The 19058-nt window shown below is 71.6% G+C and carries 15 protein-coding genes; 9 read left to right on the top strand and 6 right to left on the bottom strand.

Features of this window, described 5'->3' with window-relative positions:
- Positions 1-16 precede the first annotated feature (16 nt).
- Positions 17-1759: a pyruvate dehydrogenase gene (locus BN159_RS10505; protein WP_015656935.1), complete on the top strand. Its 1743-nt coding sequence runs from the start codon at positions 17-19 to the stop codon at positions 1757-1759.
- Here BN159_RS10505 and BN159_RS10500 read toward each other — a convergent pair.
- Positions 1756-3138 (bottom strand): helix-turn-helix domain-containing protein, encoded by a 1383-nt coding sequence (locus BN159_RS10500; protein ID WP_041819059.1) that lies wholly within the window; start codon positions 3136-3138, stop codon positions 1756-1758. The genes BN159_RS10505 and BN159_RS10500 overlap by 4 nt on opposite strands.
- Before the next feature lie 223 nt (positions 3139-3361).
- Here BN159_RS10500 and BN159_RS10495 point away from each other — a divergent pair, with 223 nt between their 5' ends.
- Together BN159_RS10495 and BN159_RS10490 are read left to right on the top strand one after the other, a co-directional pair.
- On the top strand, positions 3362-3985 hold the full coding sequence (locus BN159_RS10495; RefSeq protein WP_015656933.1) for a hypothetical protein: 624 nt from the start codon (positions 3362-3364) through the stop codon (positions 3983-3985).
- Between the two features lie 406 nt (positions 3986-4391).
- Positions 4392-4871, top strand: coding sequence for an ATP-binding protein (locus tag BN159_RS10490; protein WP_015656932.1), 480 nt, complete (start codon positions 4392-4394; stop codon positions 4869-4871).
- A gap of 65 nt (positions 4872-4936) precedes the next feature.
- On the opposite strand, the gene BN159_RS10485 is transcribed toward BN159_RS10490, so the two are convergent.
- Together BN159_RS10485 and BN159_RS10480 are read right to left on the bottom strand one after the other, a co-directional pair.
- Positions 4937-5980: a DUF2637 domain-containing protein gene (locus BN159_RS10485; protein ID WP_015656931.1), complete on the bottom strand. Its 1044-nt coding sequence runs from the start codon at positions 5978-5980 to the stop codon at positions 4937-4939.
- 304 nt (positions 5981-6284) lie between these two features.
- Complete coding sequence (locus BN159_RS10480) at positions 6285-7133, bottom strand: (2Fe-2S)-binding protein (protein WP_015656930.1); 849 nt, start codon at positions 7131-7133, stop codon at positions 6285-6287.
- 156 nt (positions 7134-7289) lie between these two features.
- On the opposite strand from BN159_RS10480, the gene BN159_RS10475 reads away from it, so the two are divergent.
- The gene (locus BN159_RS10475) at positions 7290-8078 is read left to right on the top strand and encodes a GntR family transcriptional regulator (RefSeq protein WP_015656929.1); all 789 of its coding nucleotides are present in this window, start codon (positions 7290-7292) and stop codon (positions 8076-8078) included.
- A gap of 5 nt (positions 8079-8083) precedes the next feature.
- Here BN159_RS10475 and BN159_RS10470 read toward each other — a convergent pair whose 3' ends face one another.
- Together BN159_RS10470 and BN159_RS10465 are read right to left on the bottom strand one after the other, a co-directional pair.
- Complete coding sequence (locus tag BN159_RS10470; RefSeq protein WP_041821155.1) at positions 8084-8860, bottom strand: hypothetical protein; 777 nt, start codon at positions 8858-8860, stop codon at positions 8084-8086.
- Positions 8861-9020: 160 nt separating this feature from the next.
- Positions 9021-10694: a PucR family transcriptional regulator gene (locus tag BN159_RS10465; RefSeq protein ID WP_015656927.1), complete on the bottom strand. Its 1674-nt coding sequence runs from the start codon at positions 10692-10694 to the stop codon at positions 9021-9023.
- 375 nt (positions 10695-11069) lie between these two features.
- Here BN159_RS10465 and BN159_RS10460 point away from each other — a divergent pair, with 375 nt between their 5' ends.
- The 5 genes from BN159_RS10460 (at position 11070) to BN159_RS10440 (ending at position 17771) form a co-directional block, all read left to right on the top strand.
- Positions 11070-11960, top strand: coding sequence for an FAD binding domain-containing protein (locus BN159_RS10460; RefSeq protein WP_015656926.1), 891 nt, complete (start codon positions 11070-11072; stop codon positions 11958-11960).
- Positions 11960-12544: a (2Fe-2S)-binding protein gene (locus BN159_RS10455; protein ID WP_015656925.1), complete on the top strand. Its 585-nt coding sequence runs from the start codon at positions 11960-11962 to the stop codon at positions 12542-12544. Before BN159_RS10460 ends, BN159_RS10455 begins: the two co-directional genes overlap by 1 nt.
- Before the next feature lie 5 nt (positions 12545-12549).
- Positions 12550-14934 carry a xanthine dehydrogenase family protein molybdopterin-binding subunit gene (locus BN159_RS10450; RefSeq protein ID WP_015656924.1) on the top strand — a complete coding sequence of 795 codons (2385 nt, stop codon included), beginning with the start codon at positions 12550-12552 and terminating at the stop codon, positions 14932-14934.
- Positions 14935-15120: 186 nt separating this feature from the next.
- Entirely contained in the window at positions 15121-16578 is a 1458-nt protein-coding gene (locus tag BN159_RS10445) for an NCS2 family permease (RefSeq protein ID WP_015656923.1), read from the top strand.
- Between the two features lie 38 nt (positions 16579-16616).
- Entirely contained in the window at positions 16617-17771 is a 1155-nt protein-coding gene (locus BN159_RS10440) for an XdhC family protein (protein WP_015656922.1), read from the top strand.
- Here BN159_RS10440 and BN159_RS10435 read toward each other — a convergent pair.
- Positions 17723-19048: a lanthionine synthetase LanC family protein gene (locus BN159_RS10435; protein ID WP_015656921.1), complete on the bottom strand. Its 1326-nt coding sequence runs from the start codon at positions 19046-19048 to the stop codon at positions 17723-17725. The two genes, BN159_RS10440 and BN159_RS10435, sit on opposite strands and share 49 nt — an antisense overlap.
- Positions 19049-19058 lie beyond the last annotated feature (10 nt).

Raw genomic sequence — 19058 nt, 5'->3', positions numbered from 1 at the left:
AGGGGCACCCGCAGCCATGGCCAAGCAGAACGTCGCGGAACAGTTCGTCGACATCCTCGTCCGCGCCGGGGTCGAGCGCCTCTACGGCGTCGTCGGCGACAGCCTCAACCCCGTCGTGGACGCCGTACGCCGCAGCTCCGGCATCGAGTGGGTGCACGTCCGCCACGAGGAGACCGCCGCCTTCGCGGCCGGCGCGGAGGCGCAGATCACCGGGAAGCTCACGGCCTGCGCGGGCTCCTGCGGCCCCGGCAACCTCCACCTCATCAACGGCCTCTACGACGCCCACCGCTCCATGGCCCCGGTCCTCGCCCTCGCTTCGCACATCCCCTCCGGCGAGATCGGCCTCGGCTACTTCCAGGAGACCCACCCGGACCGACTGTTCGCCGAGTGCAGCCACTACAGCGAGCTGATCTCCAGCCCGCAGCAGATGCCGCGGCTGCTCCAGACCGCCATCCAGCACGCCGTCGGCCGCTCCGGCGTCAGCGTGGTCGCCCTCCCCGGTGACATCGCCGACCGGCCCGCCCCCGCCAAGCCCGTCGAGACCGCCCTGGTCACCACCCGGCCCACGGTCCGCCCCGGCGACACCGAGATCGACCAGCTCGTGCGGATGATCGACGCGGCCGACAAGGTCACCCTCTTCTGCGGCAGCGGCACCGCGGGCGCGCACGCGGAGGTCATGGAGTTCGCCGAGAAGATCAAGTCCCCGGTGGGACACGCGCTGCGGGGCAAGGAGCACATCCAGTACGACAACCCCTATGACGTCGGCATGAGCGGCCTCCTCGGCTACGGCGCCGCCTACGAGGCCACCCATGAATGCGATCTGCTGATCCTGCTCGGCACGGACTTCCCGTACAACGCCTTCCTGCCCGATGACGTGAAGATCGCGCAGGTCGACGTCCGGCCCGAACACCTCGGCCGCCGTTCCAAGCTGGACCTCGCGGTGTGGGGCGACGTCCGCGAGACGCTGCGCTGTCTCATCCCGCGGGTGCGGAGCAAGGAGAACCGGCGCTTCCTCGACAAGATGCTGAAGAAGCACGCCGACGCGCTGGAGGGGGTCGTCAAGGCGTACACCAGGAAGGTCGAGAAGCACGTCCCGATCCACCCCGAGTACGTCGCCTCGGTGCTGGACGAACTCGCCGACGACGACGCGGTGTTCACGGTCGACACCGGGATGTGCAATGTCTGGGCCGCCCGCTACATCACTCCCAACGGCCGCCGCCGGGTGATCGGTTCCTTCTCCCACGGCTCGATGGCGAACGCGCTGCCCATGGCGATCGGCGCCCAGTTCACCGACCGCCGCCGCCAGGTCGTGTCGATGTCCGGCGACGGCGGATTCGCCATGCTGATGGGCGACTTCCTCACGCTGGTGCAGCACGACCTGCCGGTGAAGGTCGTCCTGTTCAACAACTCCTCGCTCAGCATGGTGGAGTTGGAGATGCTGGTCGCGGGACTGCCCTCGTACGGCACCACCAACAAGAACCCCGACTTCGCGGCCGTGGCCCGCGCCTGCGGTGCCTTCGGCGTCCGCGTGGAGAAGCCCAAGCAGCTGGCCGGCGCCCTCAAGGACGCCTTCCGGCACAAGGGGCCGGCCCTCGTCGACATCGTGACCGACCCCAACGCCCTGTCCATCCCACCGAGGATCAGCGCCGAGATGGTCACCGGCTTCGCCCTGTCCGCCTCGAAGATCGTCCTCGACGGCGGAGTGGGGCGCATGCTCCAGATGGCCCGCTCCAACCTCCGCAACGTGCCCCGTCCCTAGCTGTACGGCCCCCACTCGCGATTCAGGGTGTCGTACATGTACCGGGGCAGGCCCTCGATCCCTGTGGTGCGGAAGGGGCGGCCCTCGTCGTCGATGCGGATCGTTCCGGTGCGGCCCTGGGAGGACCAGTCCAGTTCGAGGTACCAGCTGCACTCGCAGCCCTTGGTGCGGGCCGTGACCAGCAGGACCTCCGGGTCCTCGGCGGAGACCCGGTAGGGCAGGCGCATCGCCGGGATGGTGGTGCCGGAGTCGTTGCCGTCGACCGGGTGGGCGATCGGGCGGTCCTTGTCCAGGTCCACATCGAACGAGCGCGGGGTCACCGCCCCGCCGCAACCCTGGTCCATGACATAGGAGTTGCCCTCGGCGGGCGCCGCGCGGCCGACCACCCGGACCCGCAGCGCCTCCAGTACGACGGCCGTGGACGACTTCCCCTGCACCGAGATCCGCACCATCGTCTCCCGCCCGTGCACCGCGCCCTGCGACCCCGCCCAGGTCCGGGCGTCCTGCGGGGGCGGAGGCGGCGGCACCTTCGCCGGAGGCCGGTCGACGACGTAGTCGTGGCCGCACCCCTGCGCCCACACATGCGAATCGGCGGTCCAGGTGAGCGGCAGCCCGCCGACGTTCGCGCCCTTCGAGCCCGGCGCGCCGGTGCTCGGCTCGGTGGTGGGCGAGGAGGGCTTCGCCGAACCGCTCTTCGAGGGCGCCGGATCGGTGGCGGAGGGCGACGCGGAGGTGGTGGGGGAGGGGCTCTTCGTCGCGCCGGGCGCGGACGTCCGGGGCGCCGCGGCCCCGCCCTTCCCGCCGCCTCGCTCGCCCCGGTCGGTGTCCAGGGCGGTGAGCGTGCCCAGGGTGGCGAGCAGTACGGAGCCCACGGCCGCGGCGACGGTGATCCTTCGGCGGCGGTACCAGGGACGGGGGCGCGGTGGGGTGCGGGCCGGATCGGGCGTCGCGTCGTCGACTTCGGGCTCGGGCTCGGGTTCGGGGTCGAGGTCGAGAGCGGGGCTGGCGCCGACGGTGGCTTCGGCTTCGCCGGCGGGTCCGGCCTCGACGGCGGCTTCGGCTTCCGGCTTGGCCCCAGCGCCCTCCGTCTCGGTCTCCTCCGCCCCCACGCTCGCCCCCCGAGGCCGCTGCCGAGCCGCCACCGCCGACAGCCACCGTCGGTGGAGCTCCATGCGCTCCTCCGGCGTCGCCCCGCACAGCGCGGCGAAGCGTTCCACCGGGGCGAAGTCCTGGGGGACCGCGTCCCCGGCGCAATAGCGGTGCAGCGTGGAGGTGTTCATGCCCAGCCGGCGGGCCAGCGAGCCGTAACTGCGATCGGTCCGCTCCTTGAACTGCCGCAGCAGTGCCGCGAACTCGGCTACCTCGTCCTGTGCCGACACCCTTCCCCCGTGTGCTCCCGCCCGGGACGGCATCCCAGGCACCCCATATACCTGCACGTCAGACGGCCTGGGATGGTTCCACCGCCACGGAAGCGGCATCCCCTGTTGCCTCCGGGTCCTGTGACCGCTGATGCTCTTGGTGTCGCACCGACGACCGCAGGACCGACCAGCCGGCGGCGCGGTGACGACGACCCGCATCCACACTTACCCACGGGGGACACCCATGCCCAAGCGCACCCGAGCAGGCGCGGTCACCGTATTCGCCCTCGCCGGCCTCACCGTCGGCGCGGCCCTCACCGTACCGGCCGGCGCCGCAGCACCGAAGGCGGCGAGCGCGCCCCGCTTCCTGGCGGCCTCCGAACTCCCGCCGCACCCGTCTTCCGCGTGGACCGCCGGAAGGGTCAAGGACGGTGTGCCGGTCGAGATGCGGTTCTGTCTGGAGGAGGCGTTGCTCGCCTATGACTCCCGGTACCGCCCGTTCCGCACCGACCTGGACGCCAGCGCCCGGCAGCTGACCGTCGTCGTGGGTACCTCCGCCAAGGCCAAGGCCCTCGCGAGCAGCCTCAACAAGCACGTCAAGTCCTGCGCGGGGCGGATCGAGGCCGCCGACCCGGAGGTCGAGGCCAAGTACAAGTCGTACGGCTCGCTGTCCGTCGAGGAGGGCGCTCGCGTGCACGGTCTGGCCACCGAGACCTCCTGGGGTGCCACCGACATCCGGCTGCTCTCCGTCGGCCGGGACGGCAGGACCGTGACGGTCGTGGACTGGTCGCAGATGGGCGACTTCTCGGACGCTCCGGTGTCCGCCTTCAAGAAGACCACCAAGACGGCGGTCAACAAGCTCTACTGACCGCAGCACCGCCGGGGGCACCAGGGCCGCCCTCTCGCCACGGGGGCGGGAGGGCGGCCCCGCGTATTCCCCTCGGCGGTCGGATACGGCCGGATCGGCAGACGTGGCTGCGCAGTTCGGCCGATGCACCCTGGTCGGCCCCCGGACCCGCGCTTCACCCGCCGGCGGTGTGCCGTTCGCGCCGGGTTCGCCGTCCCCGTGCCCACCAGCGTGAATCCCGCACACAACCGCACGCGGAACCTCCGCTTCCGCAGTCGTGTGCCCGGCCGTTCATCCGCTCGCGACCCCTTCGTGGCCGAACGCCTGGTAGTTGACGATTCGACATGACTGCCCCGTGTCCGAGCGGGCATGGATCCCGTGAACGTGTTCGAGGAGGGGAACGAACATCGGCACGCGGGCGGGGGTCATGAAGAGGCAGGCACGAGGGGGCGGTCCCATCGCGATCGGGGCCTTCTCGGCGGACACGGAGGACACGGCGGACGGGGGCGCGGAAGCGGCGTCGACCTGCGGGCTCAGGCGCAGGCTCGGGCGCGCCGACCTCAGGGCGGTACCCGCTGCGCGCAAGGAGCTCAGGGAGCTGTTGCACGACTGGGGCAGGCCCGGGCGATCCGAGATAGCCGAGCTGTTGACCAGTGAACTCGTCACCAACGCACTCGTCCACACCGACCGCGACGCGGTCCTGACCGCCACCGTGGGACCACGTGGGCTACGGGTGGAGGTACGGGACTTCGTGGCCCGCAGGCCCCGGCTGCGCGTACCGACCGCCGACGACGGTACGCACGGCCGGGGCCTGGTGCTGGTCCAGTCCCTCGCTGACGCGTGGGGGGTGCGGCCGCACGGGGTGGGCAAGGCCGTGTGGTTCGAGCTGGGCGCGGAGGCCGCATGACGACGGGAGGGGAGTACGGCGCCTGCCGTACTCCCCTCCCGTGACCCACTTCGAGAGAGCGGTTTTCAGCCGAACTGCTGCTCCAGGTCCTTGAGCTTGCGCTCCAGGGAGTCCAGCCGCGGCAGGGCCATGGTGTCGTCCTCCGCGGTGAGATCGACGGTCACCGGGTCAGAACCTTTGCGTACGGGCTGAAGTGAGGGACGCGTACGTACGGGCAGCTGCTCCGGCGTCGATATGGCAGGCTCCGCGGTGACCCGATCGGAGCCCCGCTCCACCGCCTGCATCTCGACCTGGCGGCCGCCGCCGCGGCCGACGAAACCGCGGTGACCGCGGCTGATCGCCCGCAGCTGGGCGCGCTCCACGCGATGCGCCTCGCGGCGCCGCATCCGCTGCTCGTCCTTCTTCAGCTTCTCCTCGCGCACCTCCTCGACCGCCTCGTCCAGGCTGCGCACGTTCTCCAGGAGCATCAGGGACCAGGCCTTGTACGTCTCCCGGGGCGCCCGCAGCCAGCGGACGATGCGGATCTGCGGCAGCGGCCTCGGGACCAGGCCCTGCTCCCGCAGCGCGGCCCGGCGGGTCTGCTTCAGAGCCCGGTCGAAGAGCACCGCCGCGGACATGGACATGCCGGCGAAGAAGTGCGGGGCGCCGTCGTGGCCGATCCCCCTGGGCGCGTGCACCCAGTTGAACCAGGCCGCGGCGAACGCGAACGTCCACACGAGTATCCGGGAGCCGAGCGCCGCGTCACCGTGGCTCGCCTCACGCACGGCGAGCACGGAGCAGAACATCGCGGCCCCGTCCAGGCCGAAGGGGACCAGGTACTGCCAGCCGTTGGTGAGGCCGAGGTTCTGCTCGCCGAATCCGACCAGTCCGTGGAAGGAGAGTGCCGCGGCCACCGCGGCACAGCAGAACAGGAGCACATAGGAGGCGGTCCCATAGATGGCCTCCTTGCGCCTGCGGCGTTCTTCGCTGCGCTCCCACGAGTCGTCGGCACTCGTGTCCTTCCCCGAGGAGCGCTTTCCGCGCGCGAGCACCGCCACCGCCGCCAGCGTGCCCAGGAGCAGTACGGCGCCCGGAAGCAGCCAGTTCAGCGATATGTCGGTAAGTCTCATCTGGGGTCCCTTGCATTGGGATAGGGCGTAACGCCCGCCATAGTGGCCCAATCCATCCGGCCCTCAGGGGGTTTCGGGGCAAGAGGCCGCCAAGGAGGTGCAAGGGGATGCCCAGGGCGGCGTTCTGCTCGAACTGCCGCGTGAGGGGCGGGAGTTGAGTTCGAATAAGACTACCCGTACGGGTGGTTCCACGGAAAGTTCCCGCGACGAGTGAGGAAGTTGTGAAACCCCTGTAACCCTGCGGGCGGACCCGGGGAGTCGATCCTAGGGGAGCGCGCGGGGTGCTCGTGACCGCGCGCGTTGCTCAACTCGCCGTCGCCAGAAGCTTGGTGACGCGTTCGGCGTCGCAGGTGCGCGGGCAGGTGGCGCAGGTGTCCTCGGGGCGCAGGGTGTAGAACATGCAGCAGCTCACCCGGTCCCGGGTGGGCAGCGACTCACCGTTCGGGCCGGTCAGGACACGGAACGCGGCGGAACCGGCGTACGGCTTGGTCGAGCCGGGCAGCAGCAGTTCCAGTTCGCGCGTCGCGCGCTCCTCCTCGCCCAGCAGATGGGCGACGTACCACAGGCTCTCGACGATCTCGTCGGTCGCCATGCCCCACAGGGCGCGGCCGCGGCGGCGCATCCGGGGGCCGAATCCGGCGAGGACGGGTTCGAGGTGTTCGGCGACGGCCGCACGGACCTCGGTGCGCAGGGCCTCCTCGTCGGGGACCACCCGGGCGCCGGGCAGGTGCGCCGCCGGGTCGCCGGGCAGGCAGGCGAAGCCGGCGGTCGGGCGGACGGCGAGCCGGCCGATGGCGAGGCCGGGGGCGGTGCGGTCGTAGGAGACATGTGTCACGGGCAGGCGCGGGACGCGGCGGTGCAGGAACCAGGGGACGGTGATCAGCAGACAGGCGGGCCAGGCGTAGCGGTGCAGGCCGAAGGTGGCGGTGACGTCCGGGCGGGCCCGCTGGTCGTAGTCGCGCAGGATCTGGGCGTCGTCCCAGGCCAGGAAGGCGTCGAGGGGGGCCTCGGCGGCGGCGAGGTCGGCGGCGGAGACCCAGCCGGAGCCGGTGGGCATGGGGTCCGAGGGGCCGAGCTCGGTGACCCCGAGTGATGGGAGGACCTCGGTGAGCCGTATGTACGCGTCCGTGGTGGCCGAACGGGGCACAGGCATCCGGGACTCCTGAGTCGATGCGGTTTTGAGGTAAGCCTTACCTTACCCAAGATCGCCTGGATTTGAACTGACGGCCGGTGCGCTTATGGTGCTTGACGGACGAGTAACAACCCGCCGTAATGACCCCAAGTACCGAAACGTCCCCAGGAGGAGCCCGTGAACCAGGGTGCGCAGGGCTCCGCCGAGGTGCGGGCCGCCGAGATCGCGGGGATGGCCCAGGTCAGGGGCGCGGCGCGGGTGCCGGTGCAGCCCGGCGCCGCGGAGGGGGACCGGGTCCGCGGCGAGCACACCCACAGCGAGGCGCCGATCCCGCGCCCTCGGCCGGCCGTGCAGCGGTCCTCGGTACGCGGCCAGATCCTCGACGCACTGCGCACCGCGCTGGTGGCCGGGGAGTTGACGCCCGGCGAGGTCTACTCGGCCCCCGCCCTGGGCGACCGCTTCGGCGTCTCCGCCACCCCGGTCCGCGAGGCCATGCAGCAACTGGCCCTCGAAGGCGCCGTGGAGGTCGTACCGAACCGGGGCTTCCGCGTGGTCAAGCGCGGCGCACGCGAGTTGGCGGAACTGGCCGAGATACGGGCCCTGATAGAGGTCCCGGTCATGCTCCGCCTGGCCCGCACGATCCCGCCCGACCGCTGGGCGGACCTGCGCCCCCTCGCCGAGGCGACGGTACGGGCCGCCGCGGCCGGCTGCCGCGCGACGTACGCGGAGTCGGACCGAGCCTTCCACTCGGCGGTCCTGTCCCTGGCGGGCAACGAACAACTGGTCCACATAGCCGAGGACTTGCACCGCCGCTCCCAATGGCCCCTGTCCGTCACCCCACCGACCCGGGCCCGCGCCGACCTGATCGCCGACGCGGCCGAACACACGGCCCTTTTGGAGGCGCTGATCGCCCGGGACCTGGATGTGGTGCGGGCCCTGGTGGGGGAGCACTTCGCCGGGGCGTAGCGGAGTTACGCCGTAGCCGCCCCCGTAGCCGGTGGTCCCTGCGTCGCCAAGTGGCGGGCCAGCCACGTCGGTACGCCGCCCAGGAGGCGGAACAGGCGGCGGGCCTCCTCGCGGAGGCGGGATGCCTCCGGTTCCGGTTCGGTGTCCGCCAAAGAGGCCAGCGCCGGGGCCGTGCCGACCAGGTAGCCCAACTCCTCGCGGATCCGGAGGGATTCGGCGAAGCCGTGCCGGGCCTCCGCCAACTCGCCGTCGCGCAGGGCCAGTCCGGCCAGGTGGCGCCAGGTGAAGGACAGCAGCAGCGGGTCCGCGTGGGCCGTCGCCGCCGCGTGCGCCCGGCGGTACGCCGCCCGCGCCGCCTGCGGGGAACGCGACAGGTTCTCCGCCAGCAGCCCCCGCCGGTAGTCGAGCAACGCCCGCCCCGGCGCCCCCGGAGGGATCAACGCCGCCGCCCGCCCCAGCGCCGCCCGCGCCTCGTCGGCCCGGTCCCGCACCGTGTGCAGCGTGGCCGCATAAGCAAGTTGCCCTCGTTCACAAGCGGCCGCGCCCCGCTCCTCGTCGCTGTGCGCCACGGCCTCCGCCGTACGCAGCGCGTCCTCCGCGTCCTCCCAGCCCTGCTCGGTGTACAGACACCGTTCCACCAGCAGCGAGGCCCGCTGGAGGGAGGCCGCCGGGGTGTCCGGACGTAGCAGCGCCGCCGCGTCGGCCCAGCACGCGCGTGAGCGCAGCCGCCATACCGCGGTCTGGAGTGGATCGTCACCGGCGGTCGTTCCGTAACCAGACATGGCGGTATGCGCCACGTTGCCCTCCCCGAGCACGCCATTGAGCTTTGGTGGTGGGCGCATTCCAGCATCTGTGGACCATGCTGGCCAAGGGGGTAGGTGAAGGATTTCACAAAGTCATGGGACAGCCACTAACCTCGTGGCCCTCCAGGATGGCCTCGGTTCAACTCATCCGCAACGCCAGGAAGAAATCCAGCTTGTCCTCAAGGCGGGACAGGTCCCGGCTCGTCAACTGCTCGATTCTCCCCACCCGGTAGCGCAGTGTGTTGACGTGGAGGTGGAGCCGGGTCGCGCAGCGCGTCCAGGAGCCGTCGCAGTCCAGGAACGCCTCCAGGGTCGGGATCAACTCGGCGCGGTGACGCCGGTCGTAGTCCCGCAGCGGGTCCAGCAGCCGCGCGGTGAACGCGCGCCGCACGTCGTCGGGGACGAACGGCAGCAGCAGGACGTGCGAGGCAAGCTCCTGGTGCCCCGCCGCGCACACCCGCCCGGGCCGCGCCGCCGCCACCCTGCGGGCGTGCCGCGCCTCCTCCAGCGCCCCGCGCAGCCCCTCCGCCGAGTGGACGGCCGCGCTGACGCCGAGGGTGACCCGGCCGTCGTCGTCGAGACCGGCCGAGAGCGGGTCCCGCACCGACTCCAGCAGCAGATCCGCGAGGATGCCCTCCTCCGAGCCGTCGTGCTCGGCGGAGACCGCGGGCAGCGGGACCAGCGCGATCGCCTCGTCGCCGGTGTGCGCCACGGCGATCCGGTCCGAGGGCTCCGGTCCGGTGGTCAGTGGGTCGACGAGGATCTCCTCCAGCAGCGACTGCGCCACCGGACCGCCCTCCACCGCACCGCCGTCCCACTCCACCCGGGCCACCACGACCTGCCAGTGCGGGGCCGCGCCCAGCCCCGGCAGGAGTACCGGCGCGGCGACCCGGAGACGGGCGGCGATCTCGGCGGGCGCGGCGCCCGTCTGGACCAGCTCCAGCACCTCCTGGGCGAGCCGGCGGCGCACCGTGCGGGCCGCGTCCCGGCGGTCCCGCTCGACCGCGATCAGCTGGGTGACGCCCTGGAGCAGGTCGAGCCGCTCGTCGGGCCAGTCCCCGGCGTCCGCCTCCACCGCCAGCAGCCAGTCCGACAGCACCGTCTCGCGCACGTCCCGCGCGGCCTGCGGGGAGCGGCCGGTGCTGCGGATGGGGAACAGGGAGTACACCGTCGAGCCGAGCGTCATCCGGTGCGGTCCGCGCCGGCCCGTGCGGGCGGCGGCCAGGTGCTCGGCGGCGAGCTTGGCGCACAGGTCGGCGGGGAGGGCCGGGCCGCCCACCTTCGAGCCCGCGATCAGCCGTCCGGTGGGGGAGAGCACCCAGGCCCGCAGGTCCAGGTCGGAGCCGAGGAGGTCCAGGACGACGTCCGGGCCGCCGCCCGCCGGGCCCGAGGTCATCATGCGGCGGTGCCGGTCCACGACCGCCGCGAGGTCACCGGCGCGCTCGCCGGAGACCTGCCGGACGACATGCTCGGTGATCGACGCGAAGGCCACCGACTCGTGCACCGCGAACAGCGGCAGCCGGTGCTGGGCGCAGGCCGCGACCAGGTCCTCGGGGACATCGCCCAGCTCGGCCTCGCCCGCGGCCAGGGCGGCCACCCCGGCCTGCGCCAGGATCCGGACGAACGGCTCGGAGTCCGCGGAGTCGCGGCGCCAGGCGAGGCCCGTGAGCACCAGCTCGCCGCCCGCCAGATAGCGGCTGGGGTCCCGCAGGTCCGTGGTCATCACGCCACGGACGGTGCGGTCCAGTTCCTCTTCGCCGCCGAGCAGCTTGAGGCCCAGCGCGTCCGTGTCCAGCAGTGCGCGCAGCCGCATTTCGTCGCCGCCGTTCCTTGTCTCGAAATCTACGATGGATCTAGGTATGGGTGAGGTCCGGGGCTCGTCCGGCGGGCCGGTGAGCGCCGCTCGCCGTCCCGTGGCTCGCGTTTCGGCTGTGTCCCAGGTCACGTGGTGTGCGTCTCACGTTTCCACAGGAAAACCAGGAGGTTACTGATGCCCTCCGTTCATACGAATCTACAAGATGACCAGCCTGGCCAGCCAACTCCTTCATGGTTTCCGTGACTGACCCCGGCGGAGCACAGCGCTGTGTACTGGCCTCACTCCGCGTTAACAGCACATGAACGAGCCGGGCCCGCCGCACACGGATTGGCTCAATCTGCACGACTCACGAGACGAAGAAGAGAGCCGGTCATGGACTTCCTTCGCCCCGCCAGCTGGGAGGAGGCGCTCGCCGCAAAGGCCGAGCACCCCACAGCTGTGCCGATTGCGGGTGGCACCGATGTGATGGTCGAGATCAACTTCGACCACCGCCGGCCCGAGTACCTCCTGGACCTCAACCGCATCGGCGACCTCTACGAGTGGGAGGTCGGCGAGGGGAGCGTGCGGCTCGGCGCCTCCGTGCCCTACACGAGCATCATGGAGAACCTCCGCGCCGAGCTGCCGGGCCTCGCCCTCGCCTCGCACACGGTCGCCTCCCCGCAGATCCGCAACCGCGGCGGCGTCGGCGGCAACCTCGGCACCGCCTCCCCGGCCGGCGACGCCCACCCCGCCCTGCTGGCGGCGGGCGCCGAGGTCGAGGTCGAGTCGGTGCGCGGCAGCCGCCGTATCCCGATCGACGAGTTCTACACCGGCGTGAAGCGCAACGCGCTGGCGCCCGACGAGCTGATCCGCGCCGTGCACATCAAGAAGGCGGACGGGCCCCAGCAGTACTCGAAGGTGGGCACCCGCAACGCCATGGTGATCGCGGTGTGCGCCTTCGGGCTCGCGCTGCACCCCCGCACGCGGACCGTCCGGACCGGCATCGGCTCGGCCGCGCCCACCCCCGTACGGGCCAAGGCCGCCGAGGAATTCCTGAACGCGGCGCTCGAAGAGGGCGGCTTCTGGGACAACGGCAAGATCATCACCCCGTCGGTCGCCAAGCAGTTCGCGGACCTCTGCGCCGCCGCTTGCAGCCCGATCGACGACGTCCGCGGCACCGCCGGCTACCGCCGCCACGCGGTCGGCGTCATGGCCCGCCGCACGCTCACCTGGACCTGGGAGTCCTACCGCGGCACCGCCGCTCACACGGAGGGAGTCGCCTGATGCGTGTCAACTTCACTGTCAACGGACGTCCGCAGGAAGCCGACGACGTCTGGGAGGGCGAGTCCCTGCTCTACGTGCTGCGCGAGCGGCTCGGCCTGCCGGGCTCGAAGAACGCCTGCGAGCAGGGCGAGTGCGGGTCGTGCACCGTGCGCCTCGACGGCGTGCCCGTGTGCGCGTGTCTCGTCGCCGCCGGTCAGGTCGAGGGCCGCGAGGTCGTCACCGTCGAGGGGCTCGCCGACTTCGCCAAGCAGCGTGCGGAGCACGGCGGTTGCGCCTCCGGCGCCTGCGGTACGTCCGTCCAGGAGGCTCAGCAGTGGGCCGCCAAGGGCCAGGACTCGCAGACCGGTGAGGGCGCCGAACTCTCCCCGATCCAGCAGGCGTTCATCGACGCCGGCGCCGTCCAGTGCGGCTTCTGCACCCCGGGGCTGCTGGTCGCCGCCGACGAGATGCTGGAGCGCAACCCCAACCCGAGCGACGCGGACATCCGCGAGGCGCTCTCGGGCAACCTGTGCCGCTGCACGGGCTACGAGAAGATCATGGACGCGGTCCGCCTCGCGGCCGCCCGGCAGGGAGAGGCGGTCTGAGCAGCATGCCCACCAACGGCGCTCCTACGAAGATCACCCAGGGTTCCCAGACCAAGGGCGGCATCGGCGAGTCCACGCTCCGCCCGGACGGCACCCTCAAGGTCACCGGAGAGTTCGCGTACTCCTCCGACATGTGGCACGAGGACATGCTCTGGGGCCAGATCCTGCGCTCCACCGTCGCCCACGCCGAGATCGTGTCCATCGACACGAGCGAGGCGCTGAAGACCGCCGGCGTCTACGCCGTCATGACGTACGACGACCTGCCGGCCGCGATGAAGAACTACGGCCTGGAGATCCAGGACACCCCGGTCCTCGCGCACGGCAAGGTACGCCACCACGGCGAGCCGGTCGCGATCGTCGCCGCCGACCACCCGGAGACCGCCCGTCGCGCGGCCGCCAAGATCAAGGTCGAGTACCGCGAGCTGCCCGTCATCACCGACGAGGCCTCCGCGACCGCCCCCGACGCGATCCTCGTCCACGAGGGCCGCGACGACCACCACATCGGCCACGTCCCGCACCCCAACATCGTGCACCGCCAGCCGATCGTCCGCGGCAACGCCGAAGAGGCCGCCAAGAAGGCCGACTTCGTCGTCAAGGGTGAGTACACCTTCGGCATGCAGGACCAGGCCTTCCTCGGCCCCGAGTCCGGCCTCGCGGTGCCCGAGGAGGACGGCGGCGTCCACCTCTACATCGCCACCCAGTGGTTGCACAGCGACCTCAAGCAGATCGCCCCCGTCCTCGGCCTGCCCGAGAGCAAGGTCCGGATGACGCTGGCCGGTGTCGGCGGTGCCTTCGGCGGCCGCGAGGACATCTCGATGCAGATCCACGCCTGTCTGCTGGCGCTGCGCACCGGCAAGCCGGTCAAGATCGTCTACAACCGCTTCGAGTCCTTCTTCGGGCACGTCCACCGCCACCCCGCCAAGCTCTACTACGAGCACGGCGCCACGCGCGACGGCAAGCTCACCCACATGAAGTGCCGGATCGTCCTGGACGGCGGCGCCTACGCCTCCGCCTCCCCGGCCGTCGTCGGCAACGCCTCCTCGCTGAGCGTCGGCCCGTACGTCATCGACGACGTCGACATCGAGGCCATCGCCCTCTACACCAACAACCCGCCCTGCGGCGCCATGCGCGGCTTCGGCGCGGTCCAGGCGTGCTTCGCCTACGAGGCGCAGATGGACAAGCTCGCCGACGCGGTGGGCATGGACCGGGTGGAGTTCCGGCAGCTCAACGCCATGGAACAGGGCACGATCATGCCGACCGGGCAGCCGGTCGACTCCCCGGCCCCGGTCGCCGAACTGCTGCGCCGCGTCAAGGCGATGCCGCTGCCGCCGGAGCGCCAGTGGGAGTCCAGCGAGGGCTCGGACGTACGGCAGCTGCCCGGTGGTCTGTCCAACACCACGCACGGCGAAGGCGTCGTCCGCGGCGTCGGCTACGCCGTCGGCATCAAGAACGTCGGCTTCTCCGAGGGCTTCGACGACTACTCCACCGCCAAGGTGCGCATGGAGGTCATCGCCGGTGAGCCCGTCGCCACCGTGCACACCGCCATGGCGGAGGTCGGCCAGGGCGGCGTCACCGTCCACGCGCAGATCGCCCGCACCGAGCTGGGCGTCACCCAGGTGACCATCCACCCGGCCGACACGCAGGTGGGCAGCGCCGGTTCGACGTCCGCGTCGCGTCAGACGTACGTCACCGGCGGCGCCGTCAAGAACTCCTGCGAGCTGGTCCGCGAGAAGGTCCTGGAGATCGGGCGCCGCAAGTTCGGCTCCTACCACCCCGCCTGGGCCACCGCCGAGCTGCTCCTGGAGGGCGGCAAGGTCGTGACCGACGGCGGCGAGGTCCTCGGTGACCTGGTCGACGTGCTGGAGGGCGAGGTCGTCGAGGTCGAGGCCGAGTGGCGGCACCGTCCGACCGAGGCCTTCGACCTGCGCACCGGCCAGGGCAACGGCCACGTCCAGTACTCCTTCGCCGCGCACCGCGCGGTGGTCGAGGTGGACACCGAGCTCGGCCTGGTCAAGGTCATCGAGCTGGCCTGCGCCCAGGACGTCGGCAAGGCGCTCAACCCGCTGTCCGTCCTCGGTCAGATCCAGGGCGGCACCCTCCAGGGCATGGGCATCGCGGTGATGGAGGAGATCATCGTCGACCCGAAGACCGCGAAGGTGCGGAACCCCTCCTTCACGGACTATCTCCTCCCCACGATTCTCGACACGCCGATCATCCCGGTCGACGTGCTCGAACTCGCCGACGACCACGCGCCGTACGGGCTCCGTGGCATCGGCGAAGCCCCCACCCTGTCCTCGACTCCGGCCGTGCTTGCGGCGATCCGCAACGCGACGGGCCTGGAGCTGAACAGGACGCCGGTACGGCCCGAACACCTCACGGGTACGGCGTAGCACGTCCACGCAAGTCTCTCCGGGCGGCGCCGGGAACGTCACACTTCGCCGCGCCGTCCGGAGGATCCAGTTCGTTCGTCTCGGGCCGTCCCCCGGGTCGTGCGGCCGAAGCACCTTCCCAAATCCCGTAGCCGCGCCTGCGGTTCCCGATACGGGTGCCCCTGTGAACCTTGGGAGTAGGCCCACATGACCCAGCAGTCACTGGAGCCGAAGACCGTTGCCGACGACGCGGGTGAAGGCACCCTCGTCCCGGCCGGACGGTCTTGGCTCGACCGGTACTTTCACATATCCAAGAGACAATCCACGGTCGCGCGCGAGGTGCGCGGCGGCGTCACGACCTTCATGGCGATGGCGTACATCCTCCTGCTCAACCCCCTGATCCTGTCCGGCAAGGACGCGGCGGGGGACACCCTCGCACAGAAGGCGCTGATCACCGCGACCGCGTTCGCGGCGGCCTTCACCACGCTGCTGATGGGCTTCTTCGGCAAGGTGCCGCTCGCCCTCGCCGCCGGCCTCTCCGTCTCCGGCGTGCTCGCCTCCCAGGTCGCCCCGCAGATGACCTGGCCCCAGGCGATGGGCATGTGCGTGATGTACGGCGTGGTCATCATGCTGCTGGTCGTCACCGGCCTGCGAGAGATGATCATGAACGCGATTCCGCTCGCGCTGAAGCACGCGATCACCATGGGCATCGGCCTGTTCGTCGCCCTGATCGGCTTCTCCAAGGCCGGCTTCGTCCACCAGGGCGAGTCGACCCCGCTCACCCTCGGCCCGGCGGGCGAACTGGCCGGCTGGCCGGTGCTGTTGTTCGCCGTGACCCTGCTGGCCATCTTCATGCTCCAGGCCCGCGGCGTCCCCGGCGCGATCCTGATCGGCATCGTCGGCGGCACCGTACTGGCCGTCGTCCTCAACGCCTTCGACGCCATCGACCCCAAGCAGTGGGCGGCCGGTGCTCCCGAACTGCACGGCAGCGCGGTCTCCATGCCCGACTTCTCGATCTTCGGTGACGTCGAGTTCGGCGGCTGGGGCGAGGTCGGCGCGATGACCGTCGGCATGATCGTGTTCACGCTGGTGCTCGCCGGGTTCTTCGACGCGATGGCCACCATCATCGGCGTCGGCACCGAGGCCAAGCTCGCCGACGACAAGGGCCGGATGCCGGGCCTGTCCAAGGCGCTGTTCATCGACGGCGCGGGCGGTGCGATCGGCGGAGTCTCCGGGGCCTCGGGCCAGACGGTCTTCGTCGAGTCGGCCACCGGCGTCGGCGAGGGCGCTCGCACGGGCCTGTCCTCGGTCGTCACCGGACTGTTCTTCGCGGCCTGTCTCTTCTTCACCCCGCTCACGGCGATCGTGCCCGGCGAGGTCGCGGCCGCGGCCCTGGTGGTCATCGGCGCCATGATGATGATGAACGCCCGGCACGTGGACTGGGGCGACCGCGCCACCGCGATCCCGGTCTTCCTGACCGTCGTGATCATGCCGTTCACCTACTCCATCACCGCGGGTGTGGCCGCCGGCGTCATCTCGTACGTGGCCATCAAGACCGCGCAGGGCAAGATCCGCGAGATCGGGGCCTTCATGTGGGCCCTGACGGTGATCTTCGTGGTGTTCTTCGCCCTCAACCCCATCGAGAGCTGGCTCGGCGTTCACTAGCCGCCCGCCCTCCACAACTGCCCTAAGGAGATCGAGAGATGCTGGACATCGCCGAAGAGCTGCACCGGTGGGTCGAGCAGGGGCGTGACTTCGCCGTGGCGACCGTGGTCGCGGTCGGCGGCAGCGCACCCCGCCAGCCCGGCGCCGCGCTCGCGGTGGACACCGACGGCACGGCGATCGGCTCGGTCTCCGGCGGCTGTGTGGAGGGCGCCGTCTACGACCTGTGCCAACAGGCCCTCCAGGACGGCGAAACCGTACTGGAGCGGTTCGGCTACAGCGACGAGGACGCCTTCGCGGTCGGACTGACCTGCGGCGGCATCATCGACATCCTGGTCACCCCGGTACGGGCCGCCGATCCGGCCCGCCCGGTGATCACGACCGCGCTGGCCGCCGCCGCCCGAGGTGAGGCGGCGGCGGTGGCGCGCATCGTCTCGGGCCCGGCCGAGCTGATGGGCCGGACCCTGGTGGTCCGCCCGGACGGGGAGTCGTACGACGGTGGCTTCGGGGCTCATCCGGAGCTGGACCGTACGGTCGCCGCCGAGGCGGGCGCCTTCCTGGACGCGGGCCGGACCGGCACCCTGGAGATCGGAGAGCAGGGCTCGCGTTGCGGAGCACCGCTCACGGTTCTGGTCGAGTCGTCCGTGCCGCCGCCCCGGATGATCGTCTTCGGCGCGATCGACTTCGCGTCGGCACTCGTGCGGATGGGCAAGTTCCTCGGCTACCGCGTCACGGTGTGCGACGCCCGGCCCGTGTTCGCCACCCGGGCCCGCTTCCCCGAGGCCGACGAGATCGTCGTCGAGTGGCCGCACCAGTACCTGGAGCGAACCGAGGTCGACGCCCGTACGGTCCTGTGCGTGCTCACCCACGACGCCAAGTTCGACGTACCCCTGCTGCGGCTGGCCCTGCGGCTCCCCGTCGCCTACGTCGGCGCGATGGGCTCGCGCCGCACCCACCTCGACCGCAACGAACGGCTGCGCGAGGTCGGCGTCACCGAGCTGGAACTCGCCCGGCTGCGCTCGCCGATCGGCCTCGACCTCGGCGCCCGTACGCCCGAGGAGACGGCCCTGTCCATCGCCTCCGAGATCGTGGCGAACCGGCGCGGCGGCAGCGGGGTCTCACTGACCGGCGCCCACACGCCGATCCATCACGAGGCGGCCTCGGCACCGGCCGGCCGGATCGGCTCGGTGGCCTGAACCCCAGGGCCTGTCCCGGCCCGCCGCACCGCGGGCTGGTCCGGCCACGCGAACGCGTAGTCCGGAGCGCCGCCCCGGTTCAGCCGTACCCAGCGCAGCAGTTCACGCGCGATGCCCGCGTTGCCCATCGCCCAGCCGGTCTCCGCCTCCAGCGTGCTCGGCGCGTTCCGGTACTCCTCGTTCGACCAGCGGACCCCGGCCGCGTCCCGGGTGGCCCGAGCGGCGAGGTCCGCTACCAGGACCCCGGCGAAGTCCGGGGCGTCGTCCTGCTCGGCGATCCGGTCGCAGGCCAGCGCCAGCACGCCCGCGGTGCCGCAGCAGCGGCCGTTGTTGTCCCAGAACCCGGGGCTCAGCCGCGCGGGCAGCCCGGAGTCGACGACGGTGTGCCAGCAGCGGTCGGCCAACGCCGACCAGGCGGGGTCGCCCAGGGTGTCCCGCAGCAGCCGGAAGACCTGGGCGTCACCGGCCGGGCCGTGGCACCAGCCGTAGTTGTGACGGGCGGTGTGCTCGGGCGCGTGCCGCGGGTCGGAGTGGGGGACCAGGAAGCCGTCGGGCCCCGCCTCGTCGCGGGAGGCGACGTCCGCGGCGCCCGCCAGCGCCAGTTCGGTGAGGTCCGCGCGATCGGCGGCGACCCCGATGGCGGCCAGAGCGGGCACGATTCCGAGGGTGCCGTGCGAGACGTGGTGCATCCGCCCGGTCGCCCCGGGCCGATGAGCCCACTGCACCCCGGCTGCCGTCTGTTCCGCCGCCTCCGAATAAGGCTCCACCGCCCGTACGGCGAACTCCAGGTCCCCGAGCGCCAGCGCACCGAGGCCGATTCCGGCGTTGCCGCCCATCAGCTCGAACAGCTCGCCCCAGCGCGTCCCGTCGAACCGGGAGCGCACCAGCGCCATCGCCCGGTCCGCGGCGGCACCGGAGGCGGAGTCGTCGAGGTCGTCGTGGACGGCGCGCAGGGCGATCGCCATGCCGGTCAGGCCGAAGTACAGGGAGCTGTCCTCCGTCTCCTCGACAGCGGCGGCGAGACCGCGGGCGGCCCGCAGCGCGGTGTCCGCGTAGGTGTCGTCACCGAAGTGGCGCCAGGCCTCCAACAACGCGGGGACGATCCCGGCGGTGCCGTTGTAGAACATCGCCTCGGTCGCCGCTTCGGAGGGCCGTACCGGCCAGCCGAGGCCGCCGTCCCCGGCTGGGCGTGCCTGCGCCGTCAACCAGCGCAGGGCGTCCGCGGCGAGCTGCTCGACCTCGTCGACTTCCGGCTCCACGACGTGCTTCGGGATCACGCGGTCCAGT

Origin of the sequence: Streptomyces davaonensis JCM 4913 (assembly GCF_000349325.1) — a bacterium.
In the GTDB taxonomy this organism is placed as follows: Bacteria; Actinomycetota; Actinomycetes; order Streptomycetales; family Streptomycetaceae; genus Streptomyces; species Streptomyces davaonensis.
Note: the sequence above shows the minus strand (reverse complement) of the source record. Positions and strands in the feature narration are given on the sequence as shown.